Here is a 17,588-nt window from a genome sequence, read left to right on the forward strand (position 1 = left end):
AAAAAATGGGTTATGATGTAGCGGTGATCGGCGGTGGTCCTGGAGGCTATGTTGCCGCCATACGAGCTGCCCAATTAGGCGGGAAAGTATTATTGGTAGAAAAGGATAAGATGGGTGGAGTCTGCTTAAACCGAGGTTGTATTCCTACCAAAACCTTATTAAAAAGCGCTGAAAAATGGCAAGAACTTAAGAATTGTCATGAATTTGGTCTGCAGGCTGAGAATATAGGATTTGATTTTGATGCCATTAGATTACGTAAAAATCAAGTTGTTAACAAGCTGCGTGGCGGTATTGAACAGTTAATTAAAAGCAATGCTATAGAAACGATATATGGAGTAGGAGTACTAGAAGGGCCAAATCGGTTGATTATCACACAAGGAAAAGAGAAAATCAGTTATGAAGCAAAACATATTATTGTTGCTACAGGTTCTGAGCCCATGCATTTACCTATACCAGGCCAGGATTTGCCTAATGTCATTGACAGTAATCAGCTGCTAGAGATAGATCATGTACCACGCAGTATGATGGTCATTGGTGCAGGTGCGGTAGGGATTGAATTTGCCGCTATTTTTCAATCCTTTGGCTCAGATGTAACCGTAGTAGAAATGCTGCCGACAATTTTACCGAATATTGATAATGAAATAGTCAAACGTATGGGGATCCTTTTACGCAAACAGGGCATAAAAATGCTGACAAATACCAAAGTAATTGGTATGGAGGAAAACAACGAAGGCGTTAAGGTTTCTCTTGATAATGGTAAGTCAATTCAAGAACTCACTGTGGGAAAAGTATTAGTAGCAACTGGACGAAAACCTATAGTAGCTGGGCTAGGGCTTGAAGCTGCAGGTATTGATTACAGCCAGGCTGGTATTAAGGTGAACAGCAAAATGGAGACCAATATACCTGGAATTTATGCTATCGGTGATGTCACTGGAGAGGAAATGTGGGCTCATGCCGCCTCGGCAGAGGGTATGGTTGCTGCAGAAAATGCATTGGGTGGTAATATTAGTATGGATTACAGTGCAGTGCCAGGTTGTATATTTACTACGCCAGAATTAGCTATGGTTGGGCTTAATGAGAAGGAGGCTCAAGACACAAACATAGATATAAAAGTTAGTAAATTTAATTTTGCTAGTAATGGTAAGGCTGTTTCTATGGGGGAAGCAGATGGTTTAGTCAAAATTATAGCCGATGCTAATAATGATAAAGTACTAGGCATGCATATCTTAGGAGCCCACGCTAGTGATCTAATTATGGAAGGTGCAATCGCCATTCATAATGGCTTAACGGCAGATCAAATTGCCCACACAATTCACCCTCATCCTAGTTTATCTGAGACGGTAATGGAGAGCGCCCATGGAATTAATGGTGATATCATCCATCAGTTTATCTTGAAGGGACGACCTCTATGAGTATTTTCTAATTTACTAAAGACATTTTTGAAAATATAAGACACAGCACGTCCATTTAGTAGTGGAATAGTGCTGTGTCTTTTCTGCGTCATTATATTTTTTATCTATAGTAATGTTGGAAAGCAGTAGCTCATAAACTGTACGGGAGGTGGTGAGGGTGGAAAAAACAGCATCCCCTAAGTATAACGTGACAGTAAGTTATAATCCTCATAAAGATTTAGATAAATTGGCTAGAGGATACGCAGTTATGATTAAAGTCGCCATTCGTATAATAAAGAAGAAGAAGATTTCTGAAGTAGAATGACTTCTCCGGCAAAAAAATGGACAGGATAGTGATTAATTTGTTGTAAGGATAAAATTTAAGTAGTTTAGATTTACTCTAATCTATTTTGAAAAAACCAAGTTTTGCATAAGTATACACCGCTCCAGCAAGCAATGCGCCTCCTACAAGTAGAGCAATCGTACATGACTGGTCTTGCATATAATAATCCCTCCGTTTTTCATAATAATTACTCTTTATAGTGTATTCATTATTCACTATAATGTTAACTTTGATTTTTTAGATCTAGTTGAGAAAATAGAATATTAGGACGGAATCGATGGTATTTTTAAAAAACATCTGTAATATAACCTAGACACATATAAAGAAATGAATAAAGTTATCCATGAAATATAACCTGTCCAATTTATGTACTTAATGAGCTGTGTATAATTCTGAAATATAAGTTCTAGACCAGTGATAGCGAAGCAGGTACTAGCATAGTATATAAACTTAATTGATCTGCCTTTACTTTCTGGATAATAGATATTTTAAAAAACACAAATGACAGGGTAGGCTAAATACTCAAAGGAAAAATTAGTTCTATTAACCTCAGAGAAAAAACGTATAGGGTATTCGATAAATCCCAAATCAACGGTAACTAACCCAAAAAACCAAGTGAACGATTGCATAAATAAGAAACTGATTTGGGCATTGCGTTGTTTATATCTGGGAATAAATAGCACATAAGAAGCTATTGGGATAAACCACATTATATATAATATAAATTTTTCAAGTGACATTATCATTCTCCTTACATCAATTTGTTATTGTTGTGATTCTCTAATCGAAAAATCTTATTATCAATTATTCCCATTAAAAAGGAATGTAAGATTTATTATTGAGCTTTCCCTCATTCATTATCTTGAAAAATGGAAATAGATATGGCGTAATACCATATCTAGTATGTGTAGTATATGGGGATAGTAGGAGTGATTTTATATGATGGTGGTTAATTCTGATAAAATGATAATATGGTGTTTGCATTCGCAAACCTACAATGTAGTAGTTTTTATTTATCTTATCATTATTATCACCAATCAGTGGTCTATTTGCTCCATACAAGTAAATTTAAGATCATGGATGTGTAAGTATGTCATAATTTTTATATTGCCTTATAGCAGGAATTTTTTGGATTAGGTAGTAAGTTTTAAATATGATAGATTTACTTTCTATGGGTGATTTTCTAGAAATATAAGTAGAGACTTTATTGAAAGTTTAAAAAGAGTTACATATGTTATTGGTTATATATGGCCGATAAGAGGATAAAGATATTCTCTTAACAAAGTGATGACGGTAGAGCCTAAAAATTAGCTGATAAAAAAGAAGTAAACCGATAATTAAGATGGAGGAAGTTATATGATCTACAGAGTGGACATACTTTTATTTGATAAATTTGAAACATTAGATGTCTTTGGTCCTGTTGAAATACTTGGGGGTTTGCCTGATATTTTTAAATTGAATTTTGTATCTGCTAATGGAGGAATTGTTGAAAGCTCTCAAAATGTAAGAGTAGATACTAATTTATATACAAGCGAAAAAGGTAAGGAAAAAATTTTTCTTGTGCCAGGTGGAATTGGAACAAGAGAAAATATTCAAGACAACAATTTTATAAATCTTATTAAAACTTTTTCTAGTCAATCAAAATATATACTTAGCATATGTACAGGTGCGGCTTTACTCGCTAAAACGGGAATGCTAAATGGAAAAAGAGCAACAACAAATAAAAGAGCATTTAATTGGGTTACAGAGCAAGGGAAAGATGTTCTGTGGATAAAAGAAGCAAGATGGGTAAGGGATAATAATATATATACATCTTCAGGGGTATCGGCTGGAATAGATATGACATTAGGATTTATAGCAGACCTTTTGGGGAAGGAAAAAGCATTAGAGATTAGTCAAAGGATTGAATACTTCTGGAATGAAAATAGTAACTATGACCCGTTTTCCAAGATGTATGAATAATTGATTATATAAAATAAGGGAAGTCAAAGTGGCTCCCCAATTTTATAAATAGCAATATATCGCAGACAAACAATATGCACACAGGGCCTGTTCATTGCCAAATTTACGTTGTACAAAACATTCTCTTTCTTGACCACAAGCATCACATTTCATATATTCAGACTCGCTACTTGCAGAAAGCATAAATACGCCCCTTTTTAAATTTAGCTTGTAATAAAATCATATCCTTTATACGGAGCTAATTAGGAATATTATTACCTTGCCCGATTGTGTATTAATTGTACAAGAGGATGTTTGAAAAATACCAAAGTTTATGAGGATATATATTAATAGACTATCTTTACACCTAGCGGGATTATTGATCTTTTGTTGAAAAAGTGAGTTGGCTTAATTTGTAGATAAGTATCGGAGGTAGAAATATGGCGGCAACAAGATATTACGATGTAAAAATTACTGTTCTAAAAAAGATTGAAGTAGGTGATATAGCATTAGGGCATGATTATCCTTGGATTAAGCAAAAAGGAACTGAAATATTTTGTTGTGCTGATGGGCTTCATCCAATTCTTTATAAATTAGAAAGAATTGAAAATAGTATCTAAGTAAAACTATCTTATTAATACAATAGCGAGAGCTATGAGAATTATTGGCCTCCTAGATATTCACCAAGCTGCACAATTAAAAGCTGGGGACGGATTGTAGGATATGTAATAGTATTTATTTTGAGATGAGGACAATTGTTCAAGGAATGGAAATACAAGAGACTCCCTAGAGTTTAGGGAGTTTCTTGTATTTATTATAGGAAATAATGGATGGCTACATCAAAAGAATGTCCTAATTATTTAGTATAATGAAGAAAAGTATTATTGCATATCATATTGTAAATTACGCTGTTAGACATTGTTTGGATATGCAATATTTAGAATTACCAACAACATTAGTCTCTGGTGACTTCATCCACTTTGTACATGAACAGATGAAAACTGAAGCGGGATTAAGTATGCGTTATTCTTTTTCAGGATCTGTATATTTTGAAAGAATGAAAAATCTATCCCTTTATTCTATAAACCGTACTGAAATAAATGAAAGAGTAACTCGTGCTGGATTGAATGATATCTATAATATATGCCTAGTATAAGGAGGTATAAGATGGATAGGAATATATTCCAGTGTATTGATATTAATTCAAAATATTGCCCATGTTTATTAGCAGAAACGAATCAGTGTGTTGTTTGCAGTCATTTAAAAGGAGACGGTACTTGTAATTGCAATTGGGCGGGAGTATGTATATTATACGAAAAACATTGGCAGTATAAAAAACAACCACAAAGTGATGAAATCATAAAAACAAGGAAGGAAGAAGAGGTTAACTTTGTTATAAAAGAACAAATTAGTGAGAATACATATAGGCTAGAAATGCAAGTGAGTAATGAATTTGCCGAACAATTAACTTCAATCGGTTCTTTTGTTTTTTTACGGCGTCCAAATGATCCACACTTTTTTTCTTTCCCCGTTAATATTATGAAAGTGGAAAATAATACGATACAAGTAGTCATAGAAACCATCGGACCTAAATCACTTAGGATTATAGCCGATAATAACTGTAAAATAGTCATACGTGGACCTTACTGGAACGGAGTTTTAGGTCAGCCCTGGATTGACAATCTTACTTATGGTAAGATAATATTAGTAGCTGGTGGTATAGGGCAAGCCCCAGGATTACCTCTTGCGGTTAATTTAATGAATAAGGATAAGAATAATCAAGTTATGACCATATTAGCCCCTGGTAAGGTAGGAAGTATATTTATTGCAGAAGAATTACATCAATTAGGTGCTCTAGTACATATTGTACCTTCCTTGCGTAAGGTAGGAATGCCTACGCTTAAAAAGTGGATAGATCAGGAGAAGCCCGACCTTATAGTAAGCGCCGGACCTGATAGTCAACATTATGGAGTAATAACAGCTATGCAGGAAGCAGGAGTTAATATACCTATGGTGGCGACTAATAATGCTACAATGTGTTGTGGTGAAGGTATTTGTGGCAGTTGCTTAAAAAAGGTACAGGGAAACAAAGAAATTAGACTTTGTAAACAACAAACTGATTTTTATAACATTATGGTAGATTAATTATTTTTCAAAGGAGCTTATTATATTGGAACGTTTGCAGAAAGTTATCAGCCAAGCTGGAGTTGCTTCTAGAAGAGAATCCGAAAAAATTATACAACAAGGTCGAGTGACGGTAAACGGTAAGGTAGTTACGGAAATGGGGACGAAAGTAACTCCAGGTAAAGACCGGATTATGGTTGACGGTAAGCCTATAGCCGGTGAGAAACTCGTCTATATTTTACTGTATAAACCAAAGGGAATATTAACTACACTAAAAGATCCCCAAGATCGTAAGACAGTGGCATCATTAGTTAGTGATATTACTCAGCGTATCTACCCAGTAGGTCGGCTTGATTATAATACAGAAGGCCTACTATTATTAACTAATGATGGCGCACTAACCCATGCATTAATACATCCAAGTAAGAAAATAGATAAAACTTACATAGCCAAGGTTGCTGGCAGACCGTCACAGGAAAAACTCGACTTACTTAGGGTTGGTATTCAATTAGAGGATGGCATGACAGCACCCGCTGTAATAAACATGATAGATTTTGATCGAGAAAGAAATATGACGAGTCTACAAATCACAATTCATGAAGGCAAAAATCGTCAAATACGACGTATGTTTGAGGCAATCGGTTCGGATGTGAAGCAACTTAAACGGGTTCAATTTGCCTTTCTGACACTTGAAGGTTTACGCCGAGGTAGTTATAGACACTTACTTCCTCAAGAAGTAGAAGCCTTACAGAATCTCAATAAATAAATAAGAGTGTGAGCCCTTATTTGCAACATAATAAGGGCTTTTTGTTATACTACATATAGGAATTTTATGCACTAAAATCTACATGAAAGGGTGTTTAGATGAAAAAGATTATTGTAATTGGTGGTGGGCCGGCAGGAATGATGGCCGCCGTTAGTGCCAGCCAAAATGGTGGAAAAGTAACTATTTTAGAAAAGATGTCTGTTGTAGGTAGGAAATTATCTATTACTGGTAAAGGTAGATGTAATATTACTAATATTGCTGATAAGGAAACTATTATCAAAAACATGCCGGGAAATGGCTCTTTTATCTATAGTGCCTTATATAGTTTTAGTAACCAAGATATCATCGATTTTTTAAATAGCTATGGAGTAATGACTAAGGTAGAACGGGGTGGACGTGTCTTCCCTGTAAGCGATCAAGCAAAAGATGTCGTGCAAGCTTTTATGAAGGCCTTTAAAGAACTTGATATAGAAGTGGTAACGGGTCAGCAGGTAAAAAGAATTCTCACGCATGATGGTAAAGTAACAGGAGTTCTTGCTAATAACAATGTTCAGTACAGGGCTGACGCTGTGATTTTAGCCACTGGTGGTGCTTCTTATCCTGGTACTGGTTCCTCTGGCGATGGATATCGTATGGGTGAAATGATTGGACATACAATTGTTCCATTAAAGCCGTCGTTAGTACCACTAGAGGTAGGGGAAGATTGGATTGGTGAGCTACAAGGGTTATCATTAAAAAATGTATCTGCTAGTGTAATTTTTGGAGGCAAAAAAGTAGCGGATGATTTCGGCGAGATGTTATTTACTCATTATGGGTTATCTGGACCTATTATTTTATCATTAAGTAAGAAGGTAGCTGAACTACTAACAAACCATCCCAATCAAGAGGTACTAATACAAATTAACTTAAAACCAGCTTTAACATCTGAAGTGTTAGATAAACGAATTCAGCGAGACTTTGAAAAATTCGCCCGCAAACAATTGAAAAATTCACTTGGTGAATTACTACCAGCTAAATCAATTAATGTCATTATCGATTTAGCGCATTTGGATCCGGATAAATTTGTTCATCAAATAACAAAAGGCGAGCGTGCCCGATTAGTAGAACAGATCACAAAATTAACCTTTACAATAACAGCCACACGTCCAGTTAGTGAGGCAATTGTCACAGCAGGTGGTATACACGTTAAGGAAATCAACCCCAAAACCATGGAATCAAAAGTGGTGGAAGAACTGTATTTTGCTGGTGAAGTAATTGATATTGATGGTTATACTGGTGGATATAATTTGCAAGCTGCTTTTTCTACTGGATATGTAGCAGGTCAAAATGCGGCAGAAATGTAGCATCTAACAGATCAGTATGTACTGGAAGAAACGGCGTATAATAAAGACAAAAAGGTAGAAAAGCGGGTGACATCTTTAGTGACTAACTCTAAGGACAATTGGATGGAACGTGGTGAAGCTATACTATTTCGCTTGCTAGTAATCTGTATTACGACGTTGTTTATATCCCAACTGTTGCTATTTAAAGAAGGTACACGAATCTATTTATCGAAAGTTGATCAAATGGAAGGTGAACGTATTACTGCTGCTATACCTCTACATACAGATACGCCCTTACAAATTGTTGAAGAAACTACTGTTATTAAACACTATCAAAATCTTTTGCGTAAAAGTAAGGTACTTCTAATTCACATGGTTAAACCATCTACAGAATCAGATGTTTTTATAATGGTAAATGGTAAAAGAGTAGACGGATTTACCAAGGGCAATAGCAAGATTACCATATATGATGGTGATTATGTTGAGATTGATGCAACAGCCCTTGCTCAGCCAATTCAATTTATTATTAATGTCCCAGATAATGATCTACTTTCTCCACAGGATGGCTTAATCGTAGAAGGATCGAAGAGAATTCTGCCAATTGGTAAAATAAAATTTAAAAATGAGTAGTAAAAAGGATAATAGAATCTGGCGGTGAATTATAAATAAATATATTTTTGTTAAATTATCGGAGGCTCTTATAGATGATTATTGTAATGACAGATTCGACAGATAAACAAATCGAACATGTAATGGGGAAATTTCGCCAGCATGAAATAGAGGTTCATTGTCTTAATAGTTATGGTAAAACAATTATTACGGCGATTGGTGATTCTTCAACTTGTAATCCTGCAAGTTTTGAACGAATGCCAGGGGTTGAAAAAGTAATATCAATTGTAACGCCGTTCAAATTAGTTAGCCGGGAGTTTCGGCGAGAAAATACTATAGTAACTGTTGGTAATGCTGTATTTGGTGATAAAAATGTATCTGTTATTGCTGGTCCATGTGCTGTCGAGGGATATGAGCAATTACTAGAAGCTGCCCTAGCCGTAAAAAAAGCTGGAGCATGTATGCTTCGTGGAGGGGCTTATAAACCGCGCACATCACCATATAGCTTTCAAGGACTCGAAAAAGAGGGATTGGCAATACTTAAAGCCGTTTCTCTTAAGGCAGGATTACCAGTTGTTTCCGAGGTAACAGATCCTCGAACAGTTGAAATGATGAGTGAGTATGTAGATATGCTACAAATTGGTACCCGCAATATGCAAAACTTTGTACTTTTAAAAGAAGTAGCCAAAAGCGGGAAACCGATCTTACTTAAACGTGGTCTATCAGCTACTATGGAAGAGTGGTTGATGGCAGCAGAATATATTATGGCTGGTGGCAATGAGAATATAGTGTTATGTGAACGCGGTATTCGTACTTTTGAAACATATACGCGTAACACCTTAGATTTAAATGCAATACCTTTAATCAAACACCTTAGTCATTTACCAGTTATTGTTGATCCTAGTCATGGTACTGGGAATTGGCGTTTAGTTAACCCAATGTCAAAAGCCTCTCTTGGAGCTGGAGCGGATGGCTTAATTATTGAAGTTCATCCTTGTCCAGAAGAAGCTGTTTCCGATGGGCAACAATCGCTAACACCTCACAATTTTGAACAAATGATGAGAGAATTACAATGCCTGGCAATGGCTATTGATAGGGTTATGTAATATAGTTGACTAAAACATGGGGGGAGATTTTACATGTTAGAAAATATAACTATAAGTCCTAAAGGTGGTTTATCTGGAACAATACATATTCCCGGCGATAAATCCATTTCTCATAGAAGCGTTATGTTTGCAGCACTTGCTTCTACACCTGTAGTAATAAAAAATTTCTTATACGCTGAAGATTGTCTATCAACTGTTAGTTGTATGCGAGCATTAGGGGCAAAAATTGAAAAAGATGCATCTAATAACTTACATGTTCTAGGAAATGGATTACATGGTTTACAAGAGCCGCCTAACATAATGGATGCAGGAAACTCTGGGACTACATTACGTCTATTATCAGGTATTTTAGTAGGACAACCCTTTTTTAGTGTACTTACAGGTGATGCCTCTTTGCGTAGTAGGCCGATGGCTAGAGTCGTTACTCCTTTAACTAAGATGGGCGGGAAAATAAGCGGTCGTCAAGATACGCGGTATATTCCTATGGCTATCATGCCAAGTGAAAAAATAGAGGGTATAGAATATAATATGCCAATGGCTAGTGCTCAAGTAAAATCAGCAATATTATTGGCAACGCTATTCGCAAGTAGCCCAAGTATTGTGACAGAACCATATATATCCCGTGACCATACAGAACTTATGTTAGAGACTTTTGGTGTAAAAATTGAAAGACAAGGTACGAGTGTAGGCGTTAGTCCTGTAGCTGAGTTACAGGCACCAGCGGAAATTGATGTGCCTGGGGATATAAGCTCAGCTGCCTTTTGGTTAGTAGGGGCATCCATTATTCCTAATAGCCATTTAACTCTTAAAAATGTTGGAATAAACCCAACTCGCACAGGCATTTTAGATATACTAAGGCAAATGGGGGCAAATATAACGATCGAAAATGAACGTTTTAGTGGTGCTGAGCCTGTAGCTGATCTAGTGGTCAAATCAGCCGAATTAAGAGGTGTTACAATTGAGGGCCCTATTATACCAAGACTAATTGATGAAATACCAGTATTGGCTGTAGCAGCTTTATTTGCAAACGGGCAGACTGCGATTCGGGATGCTGACGAATTAAGGGTAAAGGAAACTGATCGATTAAAGGCTGTTGCTAGCGAACTGGGTAAAATGGGAGCCATTATAACGGAAACAAAGGATGGCCTTATCATTAATGGCCGCCAGCAATTACAGTTTGCCAAATGTTGTTCTTACCATGATCACCGAATGGCTATGTCTCTTGCAATTGCTGGTGCTGCATCAAATGGTGTGGAAATTAATCAACCTGATTGTGCTAATATTTCTTATCCTAATTTCTTTACAACATTAGATATTATTAGAGCATAATTTTATACTGCTTCCAGTTATAGATTGGAAGCAGTATATTTAATTTTGTATATGGAGGAAGTCATGAAAAAATTAATTATTGCGATAGATGGGCCTGCTGGAGCAGGTAAGAGTACGGTTGCTCAAATACTGGCTCATAGGCTTCGTTATAACTATATTGATACAGGAGCAATGTATCGGGCGATTACCTGGAAAGTAATGAAAACCAATGTAAATAATGATATAATAGCTATTGAAAATATAGCTAAAAATATTAAGATTCAATTAGATTACGTCGATGGAAAGACTACGGTATTTGTAGATGGTTTTAATGTTACTGAGGAAATCCGTAATCCAGAAATTTCTCGGCTGGTTTCTGAAATTGCTCAAATTAGAGCTATACGTGATGCTATGCTCCAATTGCAACGTCAAATGGCCACCGCTGGTGGAGTTGTTATGGATGGACGTGATATTGGCACCCATGTCCTACCTAATGCGGATGTAAAAGTATTTTTAACCGCTTCCATTAAAGAACGTGCTGACCGCCGATGGCGAGAATTAACGGAGAAGGGATTTATTGTTAATCGTGAAGAACTTGAGAAAGAAATAGCTGACCGCGATAAAGCAGATAGCGAACGTGAATTTGCACCACTAATACAGGCTTCTGATGCTATATTAATTGATACAACTACACTTTCTATAGAAGAAGCGGTAACAGCAATTTTAAAAAATTGCGAGGAGAGATCTAGCCTTGTATAACGTAGTTAGGGTCTTTTTACATTATTTTTTTAAGGTTATTTTTCGTTGTAAAATTATTGGAGCCGATAATATACCCTCCCATGGTGGTGCAATTATAGCTGCTAATCATGTGAGTCTGTTTGATCCCCCTGTAGTTGGAACTGCTTTCGCTAGACCTATTCATTTTATGGCCAAAGAGGAATTATTCGCAAAACCAGTTTTAAAATGGATTTTCACAAAGTTGAAAGCCTTTCCTGTGCGTCGTGCTACAGCTGATCGGACTGCCATTCGTCATGCGATTACTTTACTAAATAATGGTGAGCTACTCGGCCTTTTTCCAGAAGGTACACGTAGCAAGACGGGAAAACTAGGTAAACCAGAAACAGGCTTGGCTATGATTGCTTTAAAGTCTGGAGCCCCAGTAGTGCCTGCCGCAATAATTGGTACTAATAAGGTCTGGAAAGATGGACTTCTATTACCGCGTTTTATAGTTAAGTTCGGTAATCCGATCACTGTTGAACAGGGAAAAGCTGATAAAGAAGCAATGGAAAACCTTAGTAATAGAATAATGCAAGAGATTTCTCATTTATTAGAAGAAAGATAAACTACTACATTAAAAACAAAAGGTACTTATGATCTGCATAAGGTACCTTTTTGTTTACTGCTTGAAACAGTACATCCTCTTTTTATGTTACAGTCACTAAATAAAAGGAATTATATTATTTACAGGGAATATCAATAAGTAATTTGCAATTAATAGGAGGTCACCCTATGAAAATATTCACGGCCGAACACCTAGGCTTTTGTTATGGTGTTAAACGTGCAGTGGCAATGGCTCAGGAGTGTGTCGGCATGGAAGGTGAGATACATACGTTGGGGCCTATCATTCATAACCCTCAAGTGGTTAAACGTTTATCAGATCAAGGAATTGAGGTAATTAATGATTTATCCTTAGTAAAGGATAAGAGTACAGTTATTATTCGTTCTCATGGTATTGGTCCAAATGTATACGCAAAAGCTGAGTCAAAAAATTTACAAATTATTGATGCTACTTGTCCCCATGTAAAAAAAGCACAGCAATCAGCTCATGAATTATTCCAGGCTGGTTATACTGTGGTAGTAATTGGTGAAAAGCATCATCCAGAAGTGAAAAGTATCGTTGAGTGGTCAAATAATAAAGCTGTAGTGGTAGAATCAGTTGTTGAAGCGCTGGAAGTACCTAATACACTTAAAATAGGTGTCGTGGCACAGACTACTTTTGCAGGAGAATTATTTCAAAGGATTGTTACTATATTACAAGAAAAATGTGAAGAATTGAAAATCTGCCGGACAATCTGTACAGCTACTGATCTTAGACAACAGTCAGCACTTGATATAGCGAGTAAAGTTGACTTGATGTTAATCATTGGAGGTAAAAATAGTGCAAATACATCAAGGTTAGCCCAATTATGTCGTGATGAAGGGAGCCTTGTCTATCACATCGAGACGGCCGCCGAACTTATTATACAAGATTTTTATGGGGTGGAGACAGTTGGTATTACTGCTGGAGCATCTACACCAGATTGGTTAATAGAGGAGGTTTATAAAAAAATGCAAGATTTTAATGAAATTTTAAATTCGGGGATCAAGAAGCTTGAGCAAGGTAGTATTGTAAAAGGTAAAATTGTAGGCATTCGTAAAGATGAAGTTTTTGTAGATATCGGTTACAAAGGAGAAGGAAGCATTTCTCTAGCCGAGCTAGCCTATCCGTTTCCGGAAAATGCTGCAGAAGTAGTCAGTGATGGGCAAGTTATTGACGTTTTTGTATTAGATGCAGATCCTGCTGATGGAGTGATAAAATTATCGAAGGTAAAAGCGGATGCAATTGTTGGTTGGGATATATTAGAGCAGGCATTTCATGATAAAACAACACTCGATGCCAAAGTACTAGAAGTTGTTAATGGGGGGTTAAAAGTATCCGTTTTAGGTATAAATGGTTTTATTCCGGCTTCTCAGGTAGATCTTCGTTTCACAGAAGACTTATCCGCCTTTTTAAATCAAACGTTAACGCTTGTTCCTATTGAAGTCGATAAAGCAAAAAAACGTGTTGTATTATCTCGTAAAATCTTATTAGAAGAACAACGCCGTCTGAAAGAAGAAGAAACGATTGCAACCTTAGCTGTTGGCCAAATTATAGAAGGTACAGTACGACGTATTGTTGATTTTGGTGTTTTTGTTGATATTGGTGGAATCGATGGACTAGTACATATTTCTGATTTGTCATGGCATCGTATCAACAAACCTCAAGAAATTGTAGCGTTAGGAGATCAAGTCAAAGTACTCATCTTAAAAATCGATCGTGAGGCAAAAAGAATTTCTCTTAGTTTAAAACAGGTAGGACGTGATCCTTGGTTAGATTTAATAGAACAATTTTCTATAGGTGCCATCGTAAAGGGCAAAGTTAGTAATATATCAAAATTTGGAGCTTTTGTAGAAATCGTTCCAGGTGTTGAAGGCTTAGTGCACTTATCAGAATTGTCGGATGAGAGAGTAAATAAAGTTGAGGAAATAGTAAGTCTTGAACAGGAAGTGTCTGTAAAAATATTGGAGATCGACAAATCTAGTAAACGTATTTCTCTAAGCATTAGTAAAGCACAGCAGGATGCAGATCGAGTAGAATATCAATCTTATTTAGATAAGAACGAAGGTACAGGTTTAACAATTGGAGATAAACTTGGGCACCTATTTAAAAAACTAGAATAGGGAGATGAAAGGGTGCGCCAGTCACGTAAATTAGATCATTTAAAATATTCTTTAGCTTTAACAGATGGCCCTGGTGACAGTGGTTTTGCAGATATTTCCTTGATACATAATTGTCTTCCTGATTTAGCTTGGAATCAAATTGATATTTCAAGTTCTATTGCTGGTATACCTCTTCATCATCCCCTAATTATTAATGCAATTACCGGTGGAGCGGATGATGTTGCCGAAATTAATAAATCAATTGCAAAATTTGCCCATTTGACAAATACGGCAATGGCTGTTGGTTCTCAATATGCTGCTTTAGAGTATACAGATGTAAAATATTCTTATAAAGTTGTGCGCGAAAATAATCCTCACGGTACAATTTTTGCGAATTTGGGTGCTTATGCAACTCCTGAGGAGGCTCAATTAGCAGTAGAAATGATAGATGCCCAAGGAATACAGATACATTTAAATGTAGCCCAGGAAATTGTAATGAAAGAAGGCGACCGAGACTTTTCAGGATATTTATCTAATATTTCGAGAATCGTTGATAAGGTAAAGGTTCCTGTAATTGTCAAAGAAGTAGGGTGTGGCATTGCGAGAGAACAGGCTATGTTATTAGCCGATACAGGTATACGCGCAATTGACGTGGGTGGTACTGGCGGGACTAATTTTATAGCAATTGAAGCTGCTCGTAGTCAAGCAACTATCAATCCTGATATCTTATCTTGGGGAATCCCTACAGTAATAAGTGCAGTTGAAACAAAATCAGTTCTTCCTACACAGGTGGATATGATGGTATCTGGTGGAGTAAGATCCGCTTTAGATGTAGTAAAATCTCTTGCTTTAGGAGGTATTGCTACAGGAATGGCAACACCTATCATTAGGATGTTGTGTGAAAAAGACATTGATTACGCAGTGAAATGGTTTCAAAACTTTCTATATGAAATACAGAGCTACATGCTGTTCTTAGGAGCTAGCAGTATTAGAACATTAGCAGAAACACCTATAGTCATTACTGGACATAGTAAGGATTGGCTAACAGCTAGAGGAATTGATATAACGAATTATGCTACTTATAAAAAGCATGGCTGAGGCCATGCTTTTTTTGCATTTTTTTTCTCGTAAGAGGGCAAGATAAACCATAAAATACAATTGAGGTGAAAAATATGAATATGCCAATAGGAATGATTATGCTATTGGTGGTTGGAGTTTTGGTTTATTTTGGCGTGGCTCATCGAATCCTGGATAGAATGCGTTTAACAGATAAGCAGGCTTTACTTTTTATTCTGGCTGTAATTGCGGGAAGTTTTATTGATATTCCTCTTATGCGTACACCCGTAGATGTAAGCATAAATGTTGGAGGAGCTTTGTTACCAGCATTACTATCTATTTGGCTGATTTTTAAGGCAGATGAAACAGCTGAAAGGGTGCGTGCAATCTTAGCTGCTATTTTGGTAGCCGCAGCTGTATCCTTAGGTTCTCGCTATTTGCCATATGAACCAGAAAATATGTTTTTAGATCCTAAAATTATATACGGCGTTTCGGCGGGTCTAATTGCTTATTTAGCTGGGCGCTCGAGGCGCAGTGCTTTCGTTGGTGGAGCTCTAGGCATTGTATTAAGCGATATTGTGCATTTAGTTACCCTTATGAGGCTAGGGATTGCTGGAACAACAAATATTGGCGGTGCAGGTGCTTTTGATGTAGTGTTAATTGCCGGAATTGTAGCAGTTATGGTAGCGGAATTAGTTGGCGAAACACGAGAGAAAATGCAAGGCGGCCCAGAACTTGGTAGGTACCGCCCAGAGGGACTATACGAATTCAGTAAAGAACTTTCCCATACTAATCAGAAAAATAAACCAACTAGCAATCAAACTGACCCAGTTGACGACACGAAGCAAAAAGATAGAGGTGAGGGAAATGACTAAACTGCGGGGGGCAGTTATAGTACTACTTTTATTATGCAGTATGACTATACAAGGGTATACACATGAGCGAAGTGATGGTGGATATTTTTCTATCGTGGATGAGAGTGGCACCGTGGTCTATATAACTGGTTGGGGAGTACGAGTGGGTGATGAGTTCCTTACTGAAAAAAATAAGCGCTATGAAGTTATTAGTATAGAAGGTGATATAGCCCATAGCAAATTAATAGGTGATGTCAATTTAAGTAAATATGGGCAATCAGAAGACAATCCACTCGTAAGTTTATTAAAACCTAGTATCACATGGGCTCAAGGAAGTGGTAAAGTAGCTGTTTACCATACTCATTCTGATGAGTCTTATACTCCTACAGATGGCAAGGATAGTATTCTCGGAGCTGGTGGCATCTATAAGGTGGGAGACAGTTTTACCAGTGCCCTTCAGTCCAAGGGATTGGAAGTGTTTCACTCCGATGCAAAACATGATCCACATGATGATATGGCTTATGAACGTTCACGACGAACTGTAACAGATCTATTAAAAAAACAACCTGATGCTATTTTCGACATTCACCGAGATGCCGCACCTCCAGAAGTATATAAGGCTAACATTGATGGTAAGGATGTTACTAAATTACAGTTAGTTGTTGGTAAATATGGACCAACGGGTAAACAAATTGAGGATTATGCCTTGCAAATTAAAGCTGCCTCAGATACGCAGCATCCTGGTTTAATAAAGGGTATCTTTTTTGCTAAAGGCGGCGATTATAATCAAGATTTGCACCCACGGTCGATGCTGCTTGAAGTTGGCTCAGACAAAAATGATCGGCAATCGGCAGAAAGAGGTGTTGCTTTGTTTGCTGATGTAGTGCCAACAATCTTAGGAAAAACAGCAGCAACACCAAATAATGTTGCCGGACAAGCAGGGCTAGGCACTACAGAGGCAGGTCCTTCTGGTGCAAGTAAATCAATGGGTTGGATCGTAGGAGCTTTGATTATTGGTGTAATCGCCTTCTTATTTTTAAGCACTGGTAGTATGAAAGAAGCAAAGGGAAAGCTTAAACAGTTTACAACAACTGAGTTTGCGAACTTTTTTGGACCAAAAATAAAACAAAAAAAAGAGATTGACAAGGAAAATAACAAAAAAGACGAAGATTAGTATTGACGTATGTAGAATATTTTTTCATAATATAATAGTGTTTCATGAGAATATATAGTATGATATGAATATAATGGGTTTTACAATAAGCATATTTATAAATCTTAATGAAGAAAATATAAATACGTGCTATTT

16 protein-coding genes and 1 pseudogene are annotated in these 17,588 nt (G+C 36.7%); 16 read left to right on the forward strand and 1 reads right to left on the reverse strand.

The genetic code is table 11. The features are described from left to right. The first annotated feature begins 5 nt into the window (after positions 1 to 5). Both lpdA and UFO1_RS25175 read left to right on the forward strand, forming a co-directional pair. On the forward strand, positions 6 to 1,412 hold the full coding sequence (gene lpdA, locus UFO1_RS10115; protein WP_038670461.1) for a dihydrolipoyl dehydrogenase: 1,407 nt from the start codon (positions 6 to 8) through the stop codon (positions 1,410 to 1,412). Between the two features lie 157 nt (positions 1,413 to 1,569). Then, a complete protein-coding gene (locus tag UFO1_RS25175) occupies positions 1,570 to 1,716 on the forward strand; it encodes a hypothetical protein (protein ID WP_158442791.1) in 147 nt (48 codons plus the stop codon). 281 nt (positions 1,717 to 1,997) lie between these two features. Here UFO1_RS25175 and UFO1_RS26115 read toward each other — a convergent pair. Continuing rightward, a pseudogene (locus tag UFO1_RS26115) lies at positions 1,998 to 2,480 on the reverse strand (CBO0543 family protein). Between the two features lie 610 nt (positions 2,481 to 3,090). Between UFO1_RS26115 and UFO1_RS10125 the strand changes: the two are divergent. The 14 genes from UFO1_RS10125 (at position 3,091) to spoIIP (ending at position 17,453) form a co-directional block, all read left to right on the forward strand. Beyond that, complete coding sequence (locus tag UFO1_RS10125) at positions 3,091 to 3,696, forward strand: DJ-1/PfpI family protein (RefSeq protein ID WP_038670464.1); 606 nt, start codon at positions 3,091 to 3,093, stop codon at positions 3,694 to 3,696. 419 nt (positions 3,697 to 4,115) lie between these two features. Beyond that, on the forward strand, positions 4,116 to 4,295 hold the full coding sequence (locus tag UFO1_RS10130; RefSeq protein ID WP_038670467.1) for a hypothetical protein: 180 nt from the start codon (positions 4,116 to 4,118) through the stop codon (positions 4,293 to 4,295). A gap of 547 nt (positions 4,296 to 4,842) precedes the next feature. Beyond that, positions 4,843 to 5,820, forward strand: a complete 978-nt coding sequence (locus UFO1_RS10140) for a hypothetical protein (RefSeq protein WP_038670470.1) — start codon at positions 4,843 to 4,845, stop codon at positions 5,818 to 5,820. A 22-nt stretch (positions 5,821 to 5,842) separates the two neighbouring features. After that, positions 5,843 to 6,565: a pseudouridine synthase gene (locus UFO1_RS10145; RefSeq protein WP_038670472.1), complete on the forward strand. Its 723-nt coding sequence runs from the start codon at positions 5,843 to 5,845 to the stop codon at positions 6,563 to 6,565. 98 nt (positions 6,566 to 6,663) lie between these two features. Continuing rightward, positions 6,664 to 7,908, forward strand: a complete 1,245-nt coding sequence (locus tag UFO1_RS10150) for an NAD(P)/FAD-dependent oxidoreductase (protein ID WP_038670474.1) — start codon at positions 6,664 to 6,666, stop codon at positions 7,906 to 7,908. Between the two features lie 78 nt (positions 7,909 to 7,986). Continuing rightward, positions 7,987 to 8,517 carry a DUF5359 family protein gene (locus UFO1_RS10155; protein ID WP_144390879.1) on the forward strand — a complete coding sequence of 177 codons (531 nt, stop codon included), beginning with the start codon at positions 7,987 to 7,989 and terminating at the stop codon, positions 8,515 to 8,517. Positions 8,518 to 8,591: 74 nt separating this feature from the next. Next, on the forward strand, positions 8,592 to 9,602 hold the full coding sequence (gene aroF, locus UFO1_RS10160) for a 3-deoxy-7-phosphoheptulonate synthase (RefSeq protein WP_038670476.1): 1,011 nt from the start codon (positions 8,592 to 8,594) through the stop codon (positions 9,600 to 9,602). Positions 9,603 to 9,635: 33 nt separating this feature from the next. Then, positions 9,636 to 10,931, forward strand: a complete 1,296-nt coding sequence (gene aroA, locus UFO1_RS10165; protein ID WP_038670478.1) for a 3-phosphoshikimate 1-carboxyvinyltransferase — start codon at positions 9,636 to 9,638, stop codon at positions 10,929 to 10,931. Positions 10,932 to 10,994: 63 nt separating this feature from the next. Then, positions 10,995 to 11,669, forward strand: a complete 675-nt coding sequence (gene cmk, locus UFO1_RS10170) for a (d)CMP kinase (RefSeq protein WP_038670480.1) — start codon at positions 10,995 to 10,997, stop codon at positions 11,667 to 11,669. After that, entirely contained in the window at positions 11,662 to 12,252 is a 591-nt protein-coding gene (locus tag UFO1_RS10175; RefSeq protein WP_038670482.1) for a 1-acyl-sn-glycerol-3-phosphate acyltransferase, read from the forward strand. Before cmk ends, UFO1_RS10175 begins: the two co-directional genes overlap by 8 nt. Before the next feature lie 167 nt (positions 12,253 to 12,419). Next, entirely contained in the window at positions 12,420 to 14,390 is a 1,971-nt protein-coding gene (locus UFO1_RS10180) for a bifunctional 4-hydroxy-3-methylbut-2-enyl diphosphate reductase/30S ribosomal protein S1 (protein ID WP_038670484.1), read from the forward strand. A gap of 12 nt (positions 14,391 to 14,402) precedes the next feature. Further along, complete coding sequence (gene fni, locus UFO1_RS10185; protein WP_038670486.1) at positions 14,403 to 15,467, forward strand: type 2 isopentenyl-diphosphate Delta-isomerase; 1,065 nt, start codon at positions 14,403 to 14,405, stop codon at positions 15,465 to 15,467. Positions 15,468 to 15,541: 74 nt separating this feature from the next. Beyond that, complete coding sequence (locus UFO1_RS10190) at positions 15,542 to 16,300, forward strand: DUF1614 domain-containing protein (RefSeq protein WP_038670488.1); 759 nt, start codon at positions 15,542 to 15,544, stop codon at positions 16,298 to 16,300. Continuing rightward, a complete protein-coding gene (gene spoIIP / locus UFO1_RS10195) occupies positions 16,293 to 17,453 on the forward strand; it encodes a stage II sporulation protein P (RefSeq protein WP_038670490.1) in 1,161 nt (386 codons plus the stop codon). The genes UFO1_RS10190 and spoIIP overlap by 8 nt, the downstream gene beginning before the upstream one ends. Positions 17,454 to 17,588 lie beyond the last annotated feature (135 nt).

It is taken from the genome of Pelosinus sp. UFO1, from assembly GCF_000725345.1.
Taxonomy (GTDB): Bacteria; Bacillota; Negativicutes; order DSM-13327; family DSM-13327; genus Pelosinus.